Consider the following 19,185-nt stretch of genomic DNA (forward strand, 5'->3'; position numbering starts at 1 on the left):
TTTTTTTGATTTTCCAATATAGTTTGTTAAACACAAAGCCTGCCATAAATAACAGAAAGAAAAAGAGAAAAGTATTTCCTAATATTTTAAAGTTGATAGGCTCTGACTGTGGTACATAGATAATTTGCCCGTTAGCAGTACTCACTAATCCTAAAAGGGTAATGAGTAGGCTGACTAAGAAATGGAGCTCCAAACGCAGGTCTTTTTCGGGTAATAGCTTATGGATGCCAAAGGCTCCCAAGATGATAAACACAAGTGAAATCACGCCTACTCCTAAAGCTATTTGTTCAAAGGATACTCCTGTATAGTAAAAAATGCATTGGGTGAGTATGTAGAACAAAGCAGGAAAAATAAGCAAGTTAGGGTACCATTGTAGTATTTTATTCCATCGACTTTCTTTTTCTTTGAAAATACTACGCAGCGAGGTAAAACAAAACGCCATACATACTGCAGTCTCAATAGTGAGCAGTACCGTTATATTGCTCAACACACGTGGGTTATTGAGCATAGCCTCTAAAGTTACTTGCGATTGTTCAGAAGCAAAATCTGTAGAGAGCCATACAAATAGGAAGATAATACTACCAAATAGGGCTGTTTGCCACACTTTCCAGAAGCTGAGCTTCAGCACCAGATTGATAACTATAAAGGCGGTGAGTATTGCTATTACCATAATAATCTGCTATTTATCAATTACATATACAGCGTCTTCTCCTTCTTTTTCTTTCCAATGTACCACTACCCGTTCTTGGTTGATAGCATCTACCTGCTTGCCCCTGTAGTCAGGCTGTATAGGCAGATGTCTACTGAAACGTCTGTCAATAAGCACTAATAGCTCTATTTCGGCAGGTCTGCCAAAAGACTGAATAGCCGATAGGGCAGCTCTGATACTTCTTCCAGTGTATAATACATCGTCTATAAACACTACTTTTTTATCTTCTACTATGAAATCAATAGCGGTAGAGTTTGCTTCTAAGGGGCGTGCATTACGCCTGAAATCATCGCGGAAAAAGGTAATGTCGAGTATCCCAAAAGGAATATTCGTTATTCCGTATTCTGTGGTGAGTAGTTGCAGCAAACGCTTAGCCAATGAGGTGCCGCGTGGCTGGATGCCGATGAAAACGGTATTAGCAAAATCGCTATGGTTTTCTATCAACTCACACGCTAAGCGGTGCAGCATTATCTTTATCTCATTCTCAGTGAGTATTTGTTTCTTATAGGTATTCATTTTCTAAAAAGTAAGCGAATTTAGGTTCTTTTGAGCGTCAGCATTCCCTTCGCTGGCAGCTTTCTGAAAGAAAACCTTAGCGTTATTTTTGTCGCCTATCATATAGTAGCACGAAGCGCGATAGTTATTGAGTATAGGGTCTATAGGGTTACCTAAGCTCTCCATCTGGTTGATGTCAGCGATTACTTTTTGGTACTGCTGTAGATTGTAATAACTATAAGCACGTAGGCGATACGCATCAGCGTGGGCGGGTACTTTTTCTAAAAACTTAGTAAAGGCTTCTACCGCTTCAGGATAACGCCTGTTGTTGTACAAATTTACTGCTTCTACGTATAGAGGAGTAAACTGCTCTACTTGCAAGCGCGAAGTTAGTTTGATACGATTGTTTACAATATCTTGGTTGTTAGGCAGATATACATAAGCGCTATCTAAGGTAGCCTTAGCATCAGCTATTAGGTTATTCTTCTCTTGCAGATAAGCCAAAGCATTCCACGCTTGTGCCTCAGTGCGTTTGTTAGCTAACGCCTCACGATCTACATCTATATGAAATTTCTTCAGTGTATTTTTCCATTTAGGAGTTACGACAGTAGTATCTTTCTCTAATCCTAAAAACTGCTTCAATAGTTTTATTGATTCTTGCTCTTTGCCCATATTGTTGAGGACAAAGGTTTCTAAGTTAAGGCTTCCGAAGAAGTTCGGCTTAATCATACGGGCTTTATGAGCGTATTTGTAAATGCTGTCGTTGTTCTTCTCAGGCTCCATAAAGTAAGACACCGCCATAAAATACTCAGGACGTGCATCGTATGGGTGATAGTGTATCGAGCGCAATATCTTGCGAGCCTCTTCAAATTTCTGTTCGTCTATTAGGTAGCGAGCTTTCTCTACATCTACAGGTTCAGCTACTGCTGTCAAGTTAGGAATGCGCGGATACTCGCGTATCAAATATTCAGCAGGCGATTTGGTCGGACGTACGTTTTGTTGTTCTTCTTTTACCATACGTTGCATTTTTGACGAATCAAAGTACATACGCTCTACCACTACGTTCATCACGGCTACTACTGCTGCTACCATACCTATAAAGCCAATGGCTGTCAAAGGCAATTTCTTCTCTTCTTTGTTATTTTTCCTGTAATACAATACAGCTAAGCCCACAGCAGTTCCCACGTAAATACTAAAGAGCGCTTGTATTTCAGGCCGGTCTTGAGGGAAGTTAAAAAAGGCATCAAACGAGTAGGCAAAAAGCCCAAACAGAGGCAGGAAGAACCATTGTTCTTTCTTGTTGTCTTTCTCTTTATAAGTACCCCACAAGAAGTAGTAAGCGGCTAAAAAGAAAATAGCGATAAAAGCTAAGCCCGCAAAAATACCTGCTTCCGCTGTAAGCTCTAAAAAGTCATTGTGGTTTTTGTACATATAGATATAGTGCGGACTATATGAATTCTCGTATTGCAAGAAACGTACCTTCCAGTTACCTATTCCTACCCCTAATATTGGGTTGTTAGGTATCATATCAGTAGCGGTGATAACCCAAGCAGTTTTACGTAGGTTGTTACTTGAGTTTTCTTGGTTAGCCACCTCTGCCAAACGAGCCCCAAAACTAGTACTTTGGCGTATCTGTTGTGGATACATAAAGTTTTGTACAAAGGTAAATATTCCAAAAGCTAGCACTACTAAACCTACGTGTATGAGTACTTTACCTCCTGTTTCGCGTTTTTTTCTAATGAAATAATCAATAATGCCATAAATAGCAAATATTACCACGGTGAGTATCGTAGCCAAGTAGAAAGTACGTGTACTCATAAAGAAGATAGCCAGCGTACCTACAAGTATCCCTATCCCCCCTAATAATCTGTAGAGTGTCTTTTTATTGAAGTAAAACAACCAAATAGCAAAAGGTATCTTAATAAACATAGCCGAAGCTAAGATGTTTTTGTTAGAGTAACCACCTTTGATATTGTAGTCGCCACTGATACCTCTAATAATGTCTTTTACCCCTCCCATCGTGATTAAGAAATCGTAAAAAAGCAGCAAAGTCATCGCTACTGCCAAGGGGGCTAAACTCTTTTTGTTGTAAATCACCAAGGCTGATACCATCCAAGCAGCGGTAAAGGTAACGAATATCTTAGAATAATGCAGTATCGCCTCTTCTATATCAAGTGCTTTGGTGAAAGATAGCAGCGCAAATACCATCACAATGCTATAGGCTATCCCTATTTTATTGTTGAAAAAGCCAAATAACACTTGGGTACGCTCTCTAAAGTCTTTTATCAGAAAAACCATTGCTACTACCACCAAGTTGAGTATAGCAAAGGTGTAGAATTTAGAAGCATTAGAGTCAAAAGCCATCCAGTTAGGCGTGATGACAGTCACATAGCCATAAGCTATTAGCAGCAAACTAGTCAACAGGTTGAGTGCCGAATTGTCACTATTAGTAGCTACGGTAGTTTTAGCTGTGGTGGTGTGTGGTGCTTGTTTCTGAGTTGTTGCTTTTTTGTTGCTCATTTCTTATTATGATTTGTTAGTAGGGTTCAAAGGTTAAAATAGTATCATTTGGTAGGGCAGCCCCGTCATTTTCACAACCTCTTCAGTCCGTTGCGAATGCGTATCAGTGATGAATAACTGCCCAAAATGGTTCTGCGTCACTAATTGCACTAATTGCGCTACTCGTGTGTCGTCTAACTTGTCAAAAATATCGTCTAGTAGCACTATAGGGGTAATGCCCAAAGTATGTTTTAGCAACTCAAACTGCGATAGCTTTAGCGCTATGAGCAGCGATTTTTGCTGCCCTTGGCTGCCGTATTTCTTTATGGGGTAGCCCTGTATCTCTAACCGTAGGTCATCTTTGTGAATGCCCGCAGTTGTGTATTGTGCCTGTAGGTCTCGTTGTTGGTGCTGAGCGAGTAGCGCCTCTTGGGTCTGCTCGTGTAGCATACTTTCGTAAACTACTTTCACCTCTTCCTGCCCTCCAGCAATGTAAGCGTACTGATAGCTAAAAATAGGAGCGAATCCCTCCATAAACTGCCGCCGTTTCTCGTAGATGAATTGCCCTAAAGGGGCTAACTGCGCGTCATATACCTGTAGGGTGTCAAAGGCACTAATGCCGCTCTCAGCGATCTGCTTTAGCAGCGTGTTGCGCTGTAGCAGCAAACGATTATAGCGTATCAGCAACTCCAAATACTCACGATCAGTCTGCGCGATAACACTATCCAAAAACTTACGACGCGTCTCACTACCTTCCACTATCAGGTCGCGGTCAGCAGGCGAGATGATCACCATCGGATATTTCCCTATATGGTCTGACAAACGCTCATAAGCCTTGCCATTGTGCTTCATCATCTTCTTTTGTCCTTTCTTCAGACTGCAAACTATCTGTTCTTCTCGGCTGTTCGACTCAAAAAAGCCATCTATCAAGTAAAAATCCTCATCGTGACGTATATTTTGCACTGCCGACGGACTAAAATAGCTCTTTCCCATCCCCAAATGATAGATAGCATCTAACAAATTGGTCTTTCCTGCCCCATTATTACCTACAAAACAGTTGATAGTAGCGCTAAACTCAAGTGTTTTAGAGCTGATATTTTTATAATTAACTACGGTTACTTTCTTTAAAAACATAATTAGCGATGCAAAAATACGAAAAAAAGAAATACCAACAAGCAAAAAAGAAGAATTTTTTTATTTAGTATGTTTTTCAACAAGGCTATAAAAAACACATCGTTATTTAGCTTGTTTATAAATAATTTGCTATATTTGCCCCCGAATTAAGTAATAAAAATGAAAAAACTCCTATATATCAGCCTTTTAGCTCCTTTGGCTGCTATGGCACAACAGCCTAAAGACTCTATAACTCAATTAGAAGAAGTAGTAGTTAAAGCTGAAGCACCTATCAAAAGAATACAAAAAGCAGCCTATAATGTCGTTGCTATCGAAGCGCAGCCACTTCAAGCTGTCAATAGCAATGCTGCCGATATACTCGCACGTGTATCGGGCGTAAAAATGCGCGAAACAGGAGGGGTAGGGGCAGAGGCTAATATCAATCTCAATGGCTTTACAGGCCGACACGTACGCACTTTTATTGATGGCGTACCTATGAACGGCGCCAATGCCTCTTTCCGCATTAATAACATCCCTGCCGAAATGATTGAGCGCATCGAAATTTACAAAGGTGTAGTACCTATTACCTTTGGTGCCGATGCACTCGGAGGGGCTGTCAATATTGTTACCCGCCGTAGTAAGCGCAATTATGCCAACTTATCTTACACTTTTGGCTCTTTCAATACCCACAAAAGTACCTTGCGTATAGGGCAACGACTCACCGATAACATCTCACTCGAGCTGAGTGCCTACCAAAATTACTCCGATAATAATTACAACGTATTTACCAAGTACCTTGATGTGCATACAGGTGTCTTCTCAAAAGAACCCCGTTGGTTTACCCGCTTTCACGACCGCTATCATAACGAAGCCCTAATAGGTCGTCTAAATATATTCAATGAAAAATGGGCTGACAAACTCTCCTTTGGGCTCAATTACAACCAAGAATACAAGCAAATACAGAATGCTAACCTAATGCAGATAGTCTTCGGGGGCAAATACCGCACCTCACATACCTATTCCTCTTCTATGGAATACGAAAAGAAGAATATCATTAGGGGGCTCTCTTTTGCTCTTACCGGTCGTTATGACCTTACCACTACCCGTAATGCCGACGAAGAGCCTCGCCAATATGCTTGGGATGGCACCTACCGCACCAAAGCCACCAAGGGCGAAGTGCAACACATCCTTCAAACTTTTGAGGGCAAAACAGGCTATGTTACCTCACATATCGATTATATGCCTGCCCCCGAGCACCTTTTTCAGGTCAGCAATACCTATAGCCATTATAAGCGCACCACTACCGATAATGTAGTATCACTTGCCACTACAGCAGCCGATTTTATGCGTCGGGTGAATCAGAAAAATATAGTAGGTTTATCCTACAAATTCGCCCCCAATAACCTTTGGAATATGTTAGCTTTTGCTAAATACTACACCACTAAAGTAACCGGACCCGTACAAATAGCTGGCAATGCAAGCAATGCCGTCTACGAAGAGCAAAGTCGCTATAGCAGTACTACAGGCTATGGGCTTGCCACTACCTACCAGCTGCTTAACCCTCTGCAAGTTAAATTGTCGTACGAAAAAACCTTCCGCTTGCCTACCGAACGCGAACTTTTTGGCGATGGCGACCTCGAGCAAGGCGACCAACAACTCAAACCCGAAAACAGCCAAAATATTAACTTCAACCTTTCGTACCAACCCGTAGCCGATAACCATTCTTTCCTTATCGAAGCAGGAGTCGCCTACCGCAATATCACCGATTATATCATCAGGGGGATTAACAGTAGGGGTATTGCTGCTAGCCGCAATCACGGCAACGTGCTCAATATAGGGGCAGATCTTTCAGCCCGTTATTTCTACAAGAATAGCTTTGCCGTAGGTGGCAACATTACCTATATGGACATTCGCAACAAAGAAAAGAAAACAGCCTTCGGTGCCGATTCCGTTACTTATAACGACCGTGTGCCCAATCTGCCTTACTTTTTTGCTAATGCCGATGCCTCTTATAATTTTAAAGGAATATTTGCTAAAAAAGACCAGTTATCACTCTCCTATAACTTACTTTATACCGATGAGTTTTACCTTACTTGGCAAAGCGAAGGGGCTAAAAATACAGTCCCCTCACAGCTCTCACACGATGCCAATCTCACTTACCAAACCTCTAATAAAAAAATAAGTATATCCGCCGAGGTAAAAAACCTCACCGACCAACTCCTATACGATAACTATAGCCTACAGAAAGCCGGTCGTGCTTTCTATGCCAAACTATCCTACCGCTTTTACTAAAAGCTAACATTTAGCAACTCCAATAGCGAAAAATTAAATATTTAAATTTATGTATATCAATTATCAAACATTCAAAAAAGGGCTAATGCTCTCTCTATTAGCAGGTAGTACTGCTTTTATATCTTGCAAAAAAGATAAAAACGAACCCGAAAACCCTCCTGTAGCCGAAAAAGAGTTCTTAATCGATGCTAAAGGAAGCGATAAAAGTTTTGCGCTCTATGTTTCTAATTTAGAAAGTGGAGAAGTTTCTATCAGTTCTAACTTCGAAGAATTGCCCGAAACAGGTTACTTTTGGTCTTTTGGTCAAAATACAGCGGTTGGGTTAGCCTACAAAGGTCAGACCCCTGGTATTGGGGTATCGTACAAACGAAATGGTGATAAGTTAGAAAAAATAACTGACTTCCAAGTACCTTCTCGTTTTACTACCTATGGTTTCTTCGATAAATATTTTATTGTAAATGTAGGCGGACAAACTCTTGCAGGGCAACAAATCAATGGTAAAGACCGCAACGATGGTGCTACCTTTATTTTCCACAACGTATCCGATTATAAAGTAGCTACCCAAACTACCATCGGTACGCTCGAAATCACCAAAGATTTAGGCAAAAACAATAAAGAAATTGCTTCTTTTTCTGGTATTTTAGACAGAGGCAATGGCGAGTTCCTTTCTTCAATGATTTATTCTGAGCGCAATCAACCTCGCCCTGGCAGCGGTTCTACTACAGCTGCTATTACCAAACTCGATTCTATTTGGGTTGCTGCCTTCGATAAAAATATGAACCTAAAACGCATCTACAAAAGCGATAAATTAGGCTATTCATCAGGGCGTTTCCGTTCTCAGTACATCTCTCAATTAGGCAAAGCTGATAATGGCGATGTGTATGTATTCTCTGGTCATTTCGAAAAAGGTTCTACCAAACCAGCAGGGGCACTCCTTATCAAAAAAGACGCTACCGATTTTGATAAAGATTACTTCTTTAATATCGATAACGTTTCAGGAGGACATCCTTTCCGCAGTGTATTCCATATTACAGAAGCTAAATTCCTGATAGAATTCTATAATGATAAAAATATAGAAACCAACTCACCAGCTGCCAAATACGCTATTGTCGATGCTGCTGCCAAAAAACTTACTTGGGTAACAGGCTTACCTGAGCCTGCTAATATTACCAATACGGTAGGGGTAATAGCAATGGGTTACAAAGGCAAATGCTACTTGCCAGTAGCAGAAAAAAATAACGATGCAGCCATTTACGTAATCGACCCCACTACAGCACAAGCCAAAAAAGGCTTAGTAGTAAAAGGAGCGCAAGGCATACGCGGTATCGGAAAAATCTAATCTTCTAATAACTCAAAAAAGCAACTAACAACTAACAAAAAAATGCTTGAAGAAATAAAGTTCTTCAAGCATTTTTTATTTGGTAACTATTAATGGTTATTTGTTAATTGATAATACTGCCTTTGCTTCAGCTTCTTTTCCATTTTTCTGTAACCACTTAGCGGTATTCTTCAGATATTTTTCTGTCGGTTTGAACTCATAGCCTAATTTTTCCGACAGAGCTTTGTATCGCTCTTTAATCACCATTGGGTTAGCTTCAATTTCGTTGCGGTCTATAAACATTTCAGCAAAAAGCATCCTAAAAAAGTCAATGTTAGCCATTATCTGCACCGTACCGTGGTTTTCATTAGGATATTCTTTAAAGTAAGTTTGTAAGTCTTTGCATCCGCCTTCCCTTAGTAGTGATTGCAACCCTTCAATAGCCTCGTGGTGCCTGCTTCTGCCATTATGGCGCACCTTTTCCCCCGAATACGATAGGTATAGATGCCGCCCTTTAAAGTTTTTCTGTTTATTGTCTTCAAACAGTTTTAGTCCGCTATTATCTTCCCACCACAAGCTGGGGTCGTGAGCCATATATACATTGAAGTAGTTAGTATAGTTATTTAGGGCATAAGCTACCGCCAATCCTCCTAATGAGTGTCCCACTACTATACTAAAATTGTTACACCGGTACTCGTTTTTAATCGAGGGAATAACAGATGTAGTAATCAGTTTCCAAAAAGCATCGTTGTTTGTGGTAAAATCAGTTTCTCGCTTAGAGGTTTGAATGCCTACTATAATCATTTCAGGCACATTGGGTATGCCCTGCGATAGTTTGTCCATTAAGGTCGCAAAATAGTTAAAGTTAGCTTCAGCATCTAACAGATACACTACGGGGTATTTCGTAGGTTTTAATGAAGAATCGTGGTACGAAGGGGGTAAGTATACTAATAACGAACGAGTTATATCATCATCTGAAGCAATTCCAATGCGCTCGCCTATACAGATAGTGTTTTGTGCTTGTGCTACAAAACTACATAAAAGCAAAAAGAAAAGTATTTTTTTCATCATTATTTTTTTTTAGCGACTGCAAAGATAAAAAACAATCATCAAATAACAATGAATTAACACTATAAGAGATATAGGAAGGATATAGGAACACTATAGGAACGATACAGCAACTATATGCAATTCTTACTAAAAAATTAACACTATTATTTAGGTTGTTTATAAATAAAGTATTATCTTTGCGCCCAAAATTCTAAATTAAATCATTTTATGAAACGTTTTAACCCTTTTTGTGTGATGGTGGCACTCTTCGCCCTCATCATTGCGGCTTGCAGCAAAGACGACAACAAAGCTGATAACAAGCCAGAAAACCCTAAAGAACTCATTTTAGAGAAAACCTCTCTAACCCTCAAGGTTGCCGAAACAGCCACCCTTACCGTCACTTCGGGCAATGGCTCTTATACTGTTAAGGTAGCCGACCAAGCGGTAGCCTCAGCTACTGTAACCCAAAACACCCTTAAAATCACCGCTATAGCACAAGGCGAAACAGTGGTAACGGTAGCCGATGCCAAAGGAAAAACCGCTTCTCTAAGTGTAACCGTTACGGGTATTTTTGCCGTGGTCGATAAGAGCGTCACGGTAGAAAACGGAGCCAAAACTGATGTAAAACTACAGAACGGACACGCTAATTACAATTGTGTGTGCGTACCCGAAGGGGTGGTGTTAGTAAGTGCCAAGACTGATAATGTACTCAGTGTCGAAGGACTAAAGGTGGGCAGTGCTACCGTTACCGTTACCGATGTACAGAGTGGCAAGCAGGATATTTTCGAGGTTACGGTTACAGGTATGCCTTTCACTATAAGCAAAAACAGCTTTGTGTTAGAGGTAGGCAATACCGAGCAAGTTGCTATCACAAGTGGTAATCCTGACTATAAGGTACAATATTCTATTGAAAATGTAGTAAAAGCTCAAATAAACGGCAATGTTATACACCTAACAGCCGTAGGGGCAGGAAAGGCTAATGTTATCATCACCGATGCCGCTCAGCAAAAAGCGACTATAGCGGTAACAGTAAACGGAGCTGTAGCAGGCGATATTTTTGATGTAGATGAAGGAGAAGACGAAAACGAAGGCGAGAAAGTAGTGACGCTCAAAATGGGTGCAGTGGCTACAGGAGCTATCACAATCCCCGACGAAGGTACTGTGCTTGATGCTTCACTATTCGATGGTAATAAAGACATCACTTCAGCCGATTTAAAGAACATTACAAAGATAGGCGACGGAGCTTTCAAAGCTACTACTAATCTTAAAAAAGTAGTGATGACAAAAGTTAAGAGCATAGGGGTACAAGCCTTTATTAGCTCGGGGCTTACCGAGCTTACCCTACCTGCTTCTATAGAAACCATCAAGTCAATGGCTTTTATGAATAACTATAGTCTTACAAAGGTAACGGTGCTCAATCCTACCCCGATAACCATAACCCTCAACACCTTTGCTACTTCAGCACAGAATCGCGAAAAGCGAATTTTATATGTGCCTAAAGGAAGTAAAACAGCCTATGAAAATAATGAGAATTGGTCTAAAAACTTCAAAGAAATAAGAGAACTTAATTAATTTACCTGTAGGGGCAAATAGCAGAAAAAATGCTATTTGCCCCTTACTTTTTATTAACAATTTATCGCTTACATTAACAATTGTATGTTGATAATTAACAATTTTACGCTGTTTATATGTAATTTAGAATATATAATTTACATTTGATAATCAGTGTTTTATGTTGTGTTAAATAGTTAATCTTTCTTTTTTCTAAATAAAATTTGCAATATATTTGGATTGAATATAAAATAGTTGTTACCTTTGCACCAAAATAATTCTAAATTAAATAATCTTCTTCGTAATGAAAAAACTATTGATAGGGGCGATGGTTTGCCTGTCGCTCACAGCGTTACAAAGCTGCAAAAAACAAGTAATTGAAGAGCGCGAAGACATAGTCGCAGGCTCTGAAATTATTAGCCAAGGCCGTACGCCCGACGAGTCTGACGGCAAGAAAGGCGACTACTTCATCAATACACTTACCAGCGAACTTTATGGCCCTAAAACCGATGCAGGGTGGGGAGCGCCCATACGTTTCGGTAGTAGCAACACTGCCGAGGCCAAAATACTTTCTGGGGCAGGGGCACCTTCGCCTCGTACTGGTAGCGAAGGCGATTGGTATATCGACCTTAGCACGCGTACCCTCTACGGCCCTAAAGCCAATAACCAATGGGGCAGTGGCATAGTGTTGGGCGGCAATCCTAACAATGGTTCTAACCAAGACCCCGATGAGTCCCTACCCGATTTCCATATCAGCAAAATTGGGCAACCTACCCTCTTAGTATGGTCAAACCCTAAAACTGTCGAGGTGAATATGAACGCCAATAACCAACTCAAATTGGTTGAGGTAATCGGTAGAGAGGCTTTTGCTCAAAAACGCTCTTTAGAAAAAATTACCATTGGCGATAAAGTTCAACTAATCGAAAACCAAGCTTTTGAAAACAACTTCGCTCTCAAAGACATTATCTTCACTGCCGATAGCGAACTCGAACATATAGGCGTAGAAGCCTTTACAAAGTGCAATGCGCTCAAAACGATAGGCTTACCTTCACGCCTTACCCTTATTGATAAATACGCTTTTCTTAGCTGCAAGTCGCTCGAAACGGTAGTAGTACCTGGCTCTTGCGAGCGTATCCTTTCTGAAGCCTTCAAAGAGTGCGAAAACCTCAAAAACGTTACCCTTAACGAGGGCGTTAAATTGGTGGATAACTTAGTGTTCGAAAAATGCTTCTCTCTTACCAAGATTACCTTCCCTGCTTCTTTAACCGGTTTAGGCGAATTGCTCTTCAACGAGACTACCCAAAAGATAAGCGTTACTTTCCTTGGGGCGGTTCCTCAAACTAATGACGATGCCAATCCTTTCGCAGGGGCTACTATCGAGCATATCTATGTGCCTTCACAGCACCTACAAGCCTACCGCGATAAGTTTACCGACTACGCCGATATTATACAAGCTATCCAATAAAAAGTAAAAAATAATTCTAAATGAAAAATATAATTATCAGCTTGTGCGCGCTTTTGGCGTTCAGCACGGTGGGCTGTGTCAAACAGACCATTGAGCGCGTCAAAGTAAAAAGAGCCAGTGTCATACACCTCAAAGATTATCCTCCTTCTATTGATGAGGGCAACATAGGCGACTATTATATAGATAGAAAAACAGGCTTGCTCTATGGCCCTAAAACCGATGAGCGCGGCTGGGGCAATACGCCTATTCGTTTAGTATCCGAAAAAGGTATCAACCCCAATACCATTCGCTCTGGCAAGGGCGCTCCCGATTTAACCATTGGCAATGAAGGCGACCTGTATTTAGATACCCAAAACCAAAAACTCTACGGGCCTAAGAAGAACAACAGTTGGGGCATAGCCTACACTTTGGGCGATAACAACCCTTGGCATAATAATCAGCTTTCTAACTACAAGCTCTCCGACGACCGCAAAACGCTATTAGCGTGGCTCAATCCTCAAACGGTGCATATCGATATGCGCGCCGATGTAGGGCTTAGCCGTATTACTGCCATTCAAGAGAAAGCTTTTAGTTATCAATTTGGTGCAGGCGGGCACGAGGGCGTTTTTACTTCCGACCCTTATGCGGTTAAGACTATCATTCTACCTGCTACCGTTACCGAGATAGGCAAAAGTGCTTTCGAGGGGCTTTATCACCTCGAGATGCTCACCCTACCACGCGGACTTACCAAAATCCCTCGCAGTATGTGCAATGGCTGCGAACGCCTTAGTATTGTCAATTTTGAAGAGGGTATCACCGAGATAGAAGACTTTGCTTTTGCGCGTACTAAGATAGAAAAACTCACTATTCCGCGCTCTGTCAAAGAGATTAAGGGCTATGCATTTGCTTTTTGCGATAATCTCGATGAGCTCAAACTCCAAGAGGGATTAAAGAAGATTGCTGCACAAGCCTTTTTAGGTTGCGAAAAGCTAAAGGTCATCGATATACCTGAGAGTGTTACCAGCATTGGTAGTATAGGCGATTTCTCTTTCAGCTATTGTCCTGTCGAAACAGTTGTGCTACACTCGCGTACTATCCCTAAGTTCAGCAGTGTTGAGATATCCTTTAGGCGAACCCTCAAGAATGTGTACGTGCCCGATGAAAGTTTAGAGTTGTACAAAAAATCTGACTGGGCAGACGATGCTTTCAAAGCCAAAATCAAACCAATGTCTCAAAGACACTAATCAATCTAACAAAATGAGCAAAATATATTATTTCCTAATATTGTTTTCGCTTGCCTTAGTAGCTTGCGATAAGCAAAAAGAAGACCCTAATCCCGAATTGCCTGCCCCTCCTAAGCCAGAAGCGTCTGTTTCTCCCTTAGTAGGCGAATGGCGTTTGGTGAAGTTAGAAGAAAATGGTTACGAAACTAAAATAGAGAACTGTAGCCGCAAGAGCAGCTTAGTCTTTGGGGCAGACCAAACCGCTACCCGCACTACCTATCAGTATACCCCCAATACCGACCCTAATGATGCTAAAGACGCTTGCAACTATGTGATAGAAGCCAAAACCTATAGCACTACTTTGCAGCAATTGGTACTACAATCTGTTGGCAAGGCTACTGATACCGAGGCGTATACTTATAGCGTAACTACTGATACTTTGGTAATGACTTACACCAATGGGGCTGGAGGAGTGCAGAAGGCTACCTACCGCAAAAATTATCAGTACGACCCTGCCAAAGAAATCGTTGGTACTTGGTATATTTACAGCCTTAGGCGCAATGACATTTATGATTATAATAAAGATTTAACCGATTTTTCTGGTTGTCGTTCGCAACAAAAGGTAGTGATTACCAAAGACTCTATCACGATGTATCAGTATCGCTATACTAAGAACAAATGCCGCGAAACCGTCTACAAAGGGGCTTACGAAATCTCTGCAGGCTTGGGTATCATAAAGGTACGCAACAAGATAAGAGGCAAGGTAAACGTAGGTTTGCGCGAGTTTAGGCTCGGCAATGGCACGCTCGAGTTTTGGGGCTTTGTAAATGGCTTAGCAGGCGACTACGAAAATGAGTTTTACCGCAAAGAAAAAACATTTGAATGATACGCTCCATCCTACATAATATCGCTATCGTCTCGGTGCTGCTCTTCTCGGTAGTAACCGCTGCACAGCCTACTAAAACCGACAAGGTTATCGACCTTGAGGAGGTGGTAGTCTCGGGGCAAATAGAACCCCAGTCGGTCAAAAAATCGGTCAAGAACGTGCAAGTCATTACTAAAGAACAGATAAAAGGCGTAGGGGCTACCCATTTAGGCGAGGTGCTCAATCAGTATGTAAACCTCAATATCCTCCCCGATGAGGGCAGTGGCAAGCAGAAGATTTCGCTCTATGGCTTAGGGGCTAACTACTTCAAGGTATTTGTAGACAATGTGCCGCTGGTAAGCGAAGACGGCTTAGGGGTCAATACCGACCTTTCGCAGATAAATGTAGATGATATTGAGCGCATAGAGATAGTCGAAGGGGCGATGGGCGTAACCCACGGTGCCAATGCCGTAACGGGTATAATGAACATCATCACCAAGAAAAAGGCGACCAATAAGTGGGATATTACCTACTCGCTTCAGGAGGAAACCCTCTCGCGCGAGTACAATTTCCTAAATAAAGGCAAACATTATCTCAACTTCCGAGCTGCTACCAATCTCTCTAAGCGTTGGTTTGCTTCTGTGGGTATGAATCGCAATAATTTCAATGGCTTTTGGGGTAAGTACAAAGGCAAAAACTACTTGGGTACAGATGGGCTCAGGGGCTTTGAGCGCCAACCTTATTTTCTGTATCAAACCAATGTGATGACTACCTATCAGGGCGATAGCTATAAGCTCATTTATCGCTTTGAGTATATGCGCGACCAGTACAACACTTATGACCGCACTGCCGAGCGCACCTATAGTCCTCGTTATGGCGATTACACTTTTGGCAATGACCAGCGCGATTACTATTCGCGTCAGAATCACCAGCTCAACCTTAGTGGGGCACTTAGCGAGCTTAAGTATAACCTTACCGCTTCTTATCAATATCAAGAGCGCGCTACCGAAACCTTCCGCTACCTTATTGATTATCATCACGAAATCAATAATGAAAAAAGGCGCAACCAGTCTATGGACGTGTTTTACTCATCGGGCTACCTCAGTGGGGCTTTGGCTAAGAAAAGATACCAATGGCAAGTAGGCTATGAGGCTGTGCGCAATCAGGGCTATGCTATCATCCGCGACGAAGGTTCTACCGAAAAGTTCGTGGATAAAGCCATTGATAATTACGACCTTTATGCTTCCGTAGAAGCCAATATCACCAAAAAGTTTTCTATCCGTCCAGGCGCACGCTACTCTATACAGCGTTTGTTCAATAACCAATACGCCTATTCCTTGGGCGCGCGCTATCTGTTGCCTGCCAATGTCGAGCTACGCGCTTCAGTAGGACAAGCCTATCGCACGCCTAACTTTCAAGAGTTGTATGTGCGCAATGTCTTTATAGGGCATATCTTTTTGGGCAATGAAAACTTAGTGCCTGAGCGCAGCTTCTCTACGGAGCTCAATGCCAAAAAGGTCTTTACTTTTGGCACTGATGCCACTACCCAGCTCACCAGCAACTTAGCTTTTAGCCACAATCGTATATACGATAAGATAGATAACATATTGTTAGAATTGCAAGGCGGTATGCCGCATACCCAGTACCTCAATGTCAGCCGTTTTCTCAATAACAATATTATCACCACGCATAGGTTTGTGTGGAACAATCTGGGGCTTACCTTAGGCGGGGCTTTTGTATGGGTATCGCAGACTGATGATGTGTCAAAGATAAAAAAAGACGACCGTTTTCTGTTGAATATCAATGCCAATGCAGGGCTTGCTTATCAGTTGTCCAAAACGAATACCGTGCTTACGGCCAATTATAAGTTTGTGGGCAAGTCGCAGATGTGGATGGCTACTGCCGATGGGGCAGCACTGGGTACCTTATCGCCTTATGGTTGGGTCGATGCTTCAGTGCAACAATCGTTTTGGCAGAAGCGCATCGACTTTGTTTTAGGTTGCCGCAATGTGCTAAACGTAATCAATACTACCCTTACCCAAACATCGCTATTGGGTATAACGACCGAGCGCAATTACCCTATTGCCAACGGACGTATGTTCTACTTGAAACTCACTTATAATCTGAATATTAAATATTAAAAATCTTACTATTTATATGAAAAAAATAATTCTATCACTCAGTATTGCAGCCTTTATGTTCGGGGCTTGCCAAAAAGAATCAGAACCTGAAAAGAAACTGCCAGAGGGCGGAGGCACTCAAACTAACACTACCGAGCAAGGTACAGCCTCAGGTACTCTTAGCGTAAAACCGCTAACCCCTATCACAGTACAAGCTGAGGTAGGAGGCGCTAATGAGCCTAACCAAGTATACATCGACCTTTCTACCGGCAAGACTACTGCAATTAAGCGCGACACTTGGCACTTAGCTTTCTATTGTGGTGATGACGATTTTAGAGTGCTCATCAACCCTGCTATCGCGATGTCGGCATTAGAGCAAGAAACTACCGATATAAATAAAAGGGTAGAAGAGGATAAAACCATATTGCTTAACACCGACCCTACCAACCCATCGCCTAACCACCTTGTTAGCCGTAGATTGATAGACGACCCTCGCGGTTATTTAGCTCCGCGCAATAACGAACCTGGTTCTGGTACAGCTATCGCTGGTGTTTCAGCCAAAGACGAAGAGAACAAAGTATACCTACTCAGTATGGGCTTTGCTATCAGCGATAAGACTCCTGTAAAAGGAAGCGTAAATATATTAGGAGCGCATAAAGGTTGGGGCAAAATACGTGTGCTACGCGAAAACGGAAAGTATAAAGTGATGTTTGTGCCACGTACAGCTGCTACTGCTCCTGCTGCTGTTAAGACCTTTACAGTAGCTAAAAACGCTGCCTATAATTTTGTGTATCTAAACCTCGAATCAGGACAAATGGTGCAAGTAGAGCCTAAGAAAAACGATTGGGATTTGTGCTATACTGCTGCGGTAGCTTGGATTACTAACAAAGATTACGATGCGCGAAGCAATGTAACCCTTTACCCCGACCTGATAATCAATAATATACACGGAGGCACTAAAGTAGCGCATACTAAGCAGTTTGAGACTACTGAAAAGGCGTATGAAGCCTATCAGAAAATTCCTTTAAACATATTTTGGGATACCACTGTCAAAGGGGCTAATTTCGATGCTAATAGCTATAACCGTTTAGGCTTAGGCAAATCGTGGAGAGACCTGCCTAATGGGGGTACTATCCGTCCGTATTGGTATGTGGTTAGAGACGGAGAAGGCAATCACTTCAAACTGATAGTCAGAGCAATGAAAAATGATGCTGGAGAGAGAGGTTATCCTACCATCGAGTATCAATACGTACCCAAACAGTAATTGACAAAAGAGCCGATTTGGATATAGGATGAGCGAAGGTTGAGCGAACGATGAGCGAACAATAACCGAATGAATCGCCTTCTAACGACTAACAACTAACGACTAGCGACTAACAAACTAACAAACTAACGACTAAAAAAGTGTTTAAAAAGAATATTTTACTAATTTTGTGCTTTGCTTGGGCTATAGGGCTACAGGCACAAGAGTATTGGAAGCAAGTGGGCTTAAGCAGTCGCAGTGCCGAAGCTGCTACAGCGCATCACCAAGAGTACACCCTCAATAAAAAAGCCTTTGCCAATGCGCTACATAGTGCTACGGCACGTGGCAATACCGCTGAGGTAGTAGTAAAACTCCCTAATGCTAAGGGCGAACTCGAGTCTTTCCGCGTGCGAAAAACCAGTGTCCTATCTGACGAGTTGGCAGAGCGCTACCCACAGATAGAGACTTATGCGGGCTACTCGCTTTCTCAACCTGATAAAGAGGTAGCTTTTACGTGGTCGCCTGAGGTGGGGCTTTCAGCTATGTTTGATGACAATAACGAATACGCTTTTGTGCAGCCTACTAACCGCAGTGGGGTGAAGCATATGGCCTACCAGCGTAGTGCTTCGGTAGAGCAAATGACTTTTGATTGTGGTACAATGGCGAAAGTCAAAGCAGCGGCTGTTACTCCTGCTTCACTGACTCAGCGTACTACGGGCAACCTTTTTGCTACCGAACCTACCCTGCGCACCATACGCATAGCGATTGCTGCTACCAGCGATTATACCTTGCGTTTCGGTAGCCCAGAGCGCGCCCTTGCCGCTATTGTTTCTACCATACAGCGCACTAATCAGGTATATCGTACCCAGATGTCTATCCAATTCCGATTGGTAACAGGGGTAGAAACTATTATCAAAAACCGAAAAGACGACCCTTTCCGCAATAATATGCGTGCCGAAACGTGGAATGGCGACCCTCTACAGAAGTTTTTAGACGAGAAAGTAGGCGATGCTAATTATGATGTGGGACACGTATTTCACCATACTAAGCAACCCAATGGCAATGCCGGTTGTATAGGGTGTATATGCGAAAAAGGCGAAAAAGGACGTGCTTTCTCAGCAGGCGACCTCTCTAACAGTGTAGAAAAAGATGTGTTCGACATCGATTTCTTCTGCCACGAGCTGGGGCACCAAATGGGGGCTAATCACGTGCATAACCTCAATAACGAAAACACAGGCGCACAAGTAGAACCCGGTAGTGGCT

14 protein-coding genes are annotated in these 19,185 nt (G+C 42.1%); 9 read left to right on the top strand and 5 right to left on the bottom strand.

All coding sequences use genetic code 11. From position 1 onward, the window contains the following. The 4 genes from HMPREF9074_RS00510 to HMPREF9074_RS00525 form a co-directional block, all read right to left on the bottom strand. Window positions 1-670, bottom strand: a 670-nt coding sequence (locus tag HMPREF9074_RS00510; protein WP_034539249.1) for a hypothetical protein, incomplete at its 3' end; no start/stop codon positions are given. Between the two features lie 9 nt (window positions 671-679). Beyond that, window positions 680-1,225: a bifunctional pyr operon transcriptional regulator/uracil phosphoribosyltransferase PyrR gene (pyrR, locus tag HMPREF9074_RS00515; RefSeq protein ID WP_009391691.1), complete on the bottom strand. Its 546-nt coding sequence runs from the start codon at window positions 1,223-1,225 to the stop codon at window positions 680-682. 3 nt (window positions 1,226-1,228) lie between these two features. Further along, window positions 1,229-3,724, bottom strand: a complete 2,496-nt coding sequence (locus HMPREF9074_RS00520) for an O-antigen ligase family protein (RefSeq protein ID WP_009391693.1) — start codon at window positions 3,722-3,724, stop codon at window positions 1,229-1,231. 33 nt (window positions 3,725-3,757) lie between these two features. Then, window positions 3,758-4,837, bottom strand: a complete 1,080-nt coding sequence (locus tag HMPREF9074_RS00525) for a DNA replication/repair protein RecF (RefSeq protein WP_009391695.1) — start codon at window positions 4,835-4,837, stop codon at window positions 3,758-3,760. 159 nt (window positions 4,838-4,996) lie between these two features. Between HMPREF9074_RS00525 and HMPREF9074_RS00530 the strand changes: the two genes are divergently transcribed. Further along, entirely contained in the window at window positions 4,997-7,108 is a 2,112-nt protein-coding gene (locus HMPREF9074_RS00530; protein ID WP_009391697.1) for a TonB-dependent receptor, read from the top strand. 49 nt (window positions 7,109-7,157) lie between these two features. Continuing rightward, on the top strand, window positions 7,158-8,447 hold the full coding sequence (locus HMPREF9074_RS00535; RefSeq protein WP_009391699.1) for a DUF4374 domain-containing protein: 1,290 nt from the start codon (window positions 7,158-7,160) through the stop codon (window positions 8,445-8,447). 96 nt (window positions 8,448-8,543) lie between these two features. On the opposite strand, the gene HMPREF9074_RS00540 is transcribed toward HMPREF9074_RS00535, so the two are convergent. Beyond that, window positions 8,544-9,497 carry an alpha/beta hydrolase gene (locus HMPREF9074_RS00540; protein ID WP_009391702.1) on the bottom strand — a complete coding sequence of 318 codons (954 nt, stop codon included), beginning with the start codon at window positions 9,495-9,497 and terminating at the stop codon, window positions 8,544-8,546. Between the two features lie 207 nt (window positions 9,498-9,704). On the opposite strand from HMPREF9074_RS00540, the gene HMPREF9074_RS00545 reads away from it, so the two are divergent. The 7 genes from HMPREF9074_RS00545 to HMPREF9074_RS12580 form a co-directional block, all read left to right on the top strand. Further along, window positions 9,705-11,048, top strand: a complete 1,344-nt coding sequence (locus HMPREF9074_RS00545; protein ID WP_009391704.1) for a leucine-rich repeat domain-containing protein — start codon at window positions 9,705-9,707, stop codon at window positions 11,046-11,048. A 283-nt stretch (window positions 11,049-11,331) separates the two neighbouring features. Further along, window positions 11,332-12,492: a leucine-rich repeat domain-containing protein gene (locus tag HMPREF9074_RS00550; protein WP_009391706.1), complete on the top strand. Its 1,161-nt coding sequence runs from the start codon at window positions 11,332-11,334 to the stop codon at window positions 12,490-12,492. Between the two features lie 20 nt (window positions 12,493-12,512). Beyond that, window positions 12,513-13,715, top strand: a complete 1,203-nt coding sequence (locus HMPREF9074_RS11745) for a leucine-rich repeat domain-containing protein (RefSeq protein WP_009391709.1) — start codon at window positions 12,513-12,515, stop codon at window positions 13,713-13,715. Between the two features lie 13 nt (window positions 13,716-13,728). After that, the gene (locus HMPREF9074_RS00560) at window positions 13,729-14,580 is read left to right on the top strand and encodes a lipocalin-like domain-containing protein (protein ID WP_009391711.1); all 852 of its coding nucleotides are present in this window, start codon (window positions 13,729-13,731) and stop codon (window positions 14,578-14,580) included. Beyond that, window positions 14,577-16,700, top strand: a complete 2,124-nt coding sequence (locus tag HMPREF9074_RS00565; protein ID WP_009391716.1) for a TonB-dependent receptor plug domain-containing protein — start codon at window positions 14,577-14,579, stop codon at window positions 16,698-16,700. Before HMPREF9074_RS00560 ends, HMPREF9074_RS00565 begins: the two co-directional genes overlap by 4 nt. A gap of 16 nt (window positions 16,701-16,716) precedes the next feature. Beyond that, a complete protein-coding gene (locus HMPREF9074_RS00570) occupies window positions 16,717-17,943 on the top strand; it encodes an HmuY family protein (RefSeq protein WP_009391717.1) in 1,227 nt (408 codons plus the stop codon). Window positions 17,944-18,083: 140 nt separating this feature from the next. Further along, the coding region (locus tag HMPREF9074_RS12580; RefSeq protein ID WP_232297121.1) for a reprolysin-like metallopeptidase at window positions 18,084-19,185 on the top strand (1,102 nt) is incomplete at its 3' end.

This window comes from Capnocytophaga sp. oral taxon 329 str. F0087 (genome assembly GCF_000213295.2).
Taxonomy (GTDB): Bacteria; Bacteroidota; Bacteroidia; order Flavobacteriales; family Flavobacteriaceae; genus Capnocytophaga; species Capnocytophaga leadbetteri_A.

Coding starts and splice junctions, on each gene's coding strand:
- pyrR (WP_009391691.1), bottom strand. CDS start 1,225: ATGAATACCTATAAGAAACAAATACTCACTGAGAATGAGATAAAGATA.
- HMPREF9074_RS00520 (WP_009391693.1), bottom strand. CDS start 3,724: ATGAGCAACAAAAAAGCAACAACTCAGAAACAAGCACCACACACCACC.
- HMPREF9074_RS00525 (WP_009391695.1), bottom strand. CDS start 4,837: ATGTTTTTAAAGAAAGTAACCGTAGTTAATTATAAAAATATCAGCTCT.
- HMPREF9074_RS00530 (WP_009391697.1), top strand. CDS start 4,997: ATGAAAAAACTCCTATATATCAGCCTTTTAGCTCCTTTGGCTGCTATG.
- HMPREF9074_RS00535 (WP_009391699.1), top strand. CDS start 7,158: ATGTATATCAATTATCAAACATTCAAAAAAGGGCTAATGCTCTCTCTA.
- HMPREF9074_RS00540 (WP_009391702.1), bottom strand. CDS start 9,497: ATGATGAAAAAAATACTTTTCTTTTTGCTTTTATGTAGTTTTGTAGCA.
- HMPREF9074_RS00545 (WP_009391704.1), top strand. CDS start 9,705: ATGAAACGTTTTAACCCTTTTTGTGTGATGGTGGCACTCTTCGCCCTC.
- HMPREF9074_RS00550 (WP_009391706.1), top strand. CDS start 11,332: ATGAAAAAACTATTGATAGGGGCGATGGTTTGCCTGTCGCTCACAGCG.
- HMPREF9074_RS11745 (WP_009391709.1), top strand. CDS start 12,513: ATGAAAAATATAATTATCAGCTTGTGCGCGCTTTTGGCGTTCAGCACG.
- HMPREF9074_RS00560 (WP_009391711.1), top strand. CDS start 13,729: ATGAGCAAAATATATTATTTCCTAATATTGTTTTCGCTTGCCTTAGTA.
- HMPREF9074_RS00565 (WP_009391716.1), top strand. CDS start 14,577: ATGATACGCTCCATCCTACATAATATCGCTATCGTCTCGGTGCTGCTC.
- HMPREF9074_RS00570 (WP_009391717.1), top strand. CDS start 16,717: ATGAAAAAAATAATTCTATCACTCAGTATTGCAGCCTTTATGTTCGGG.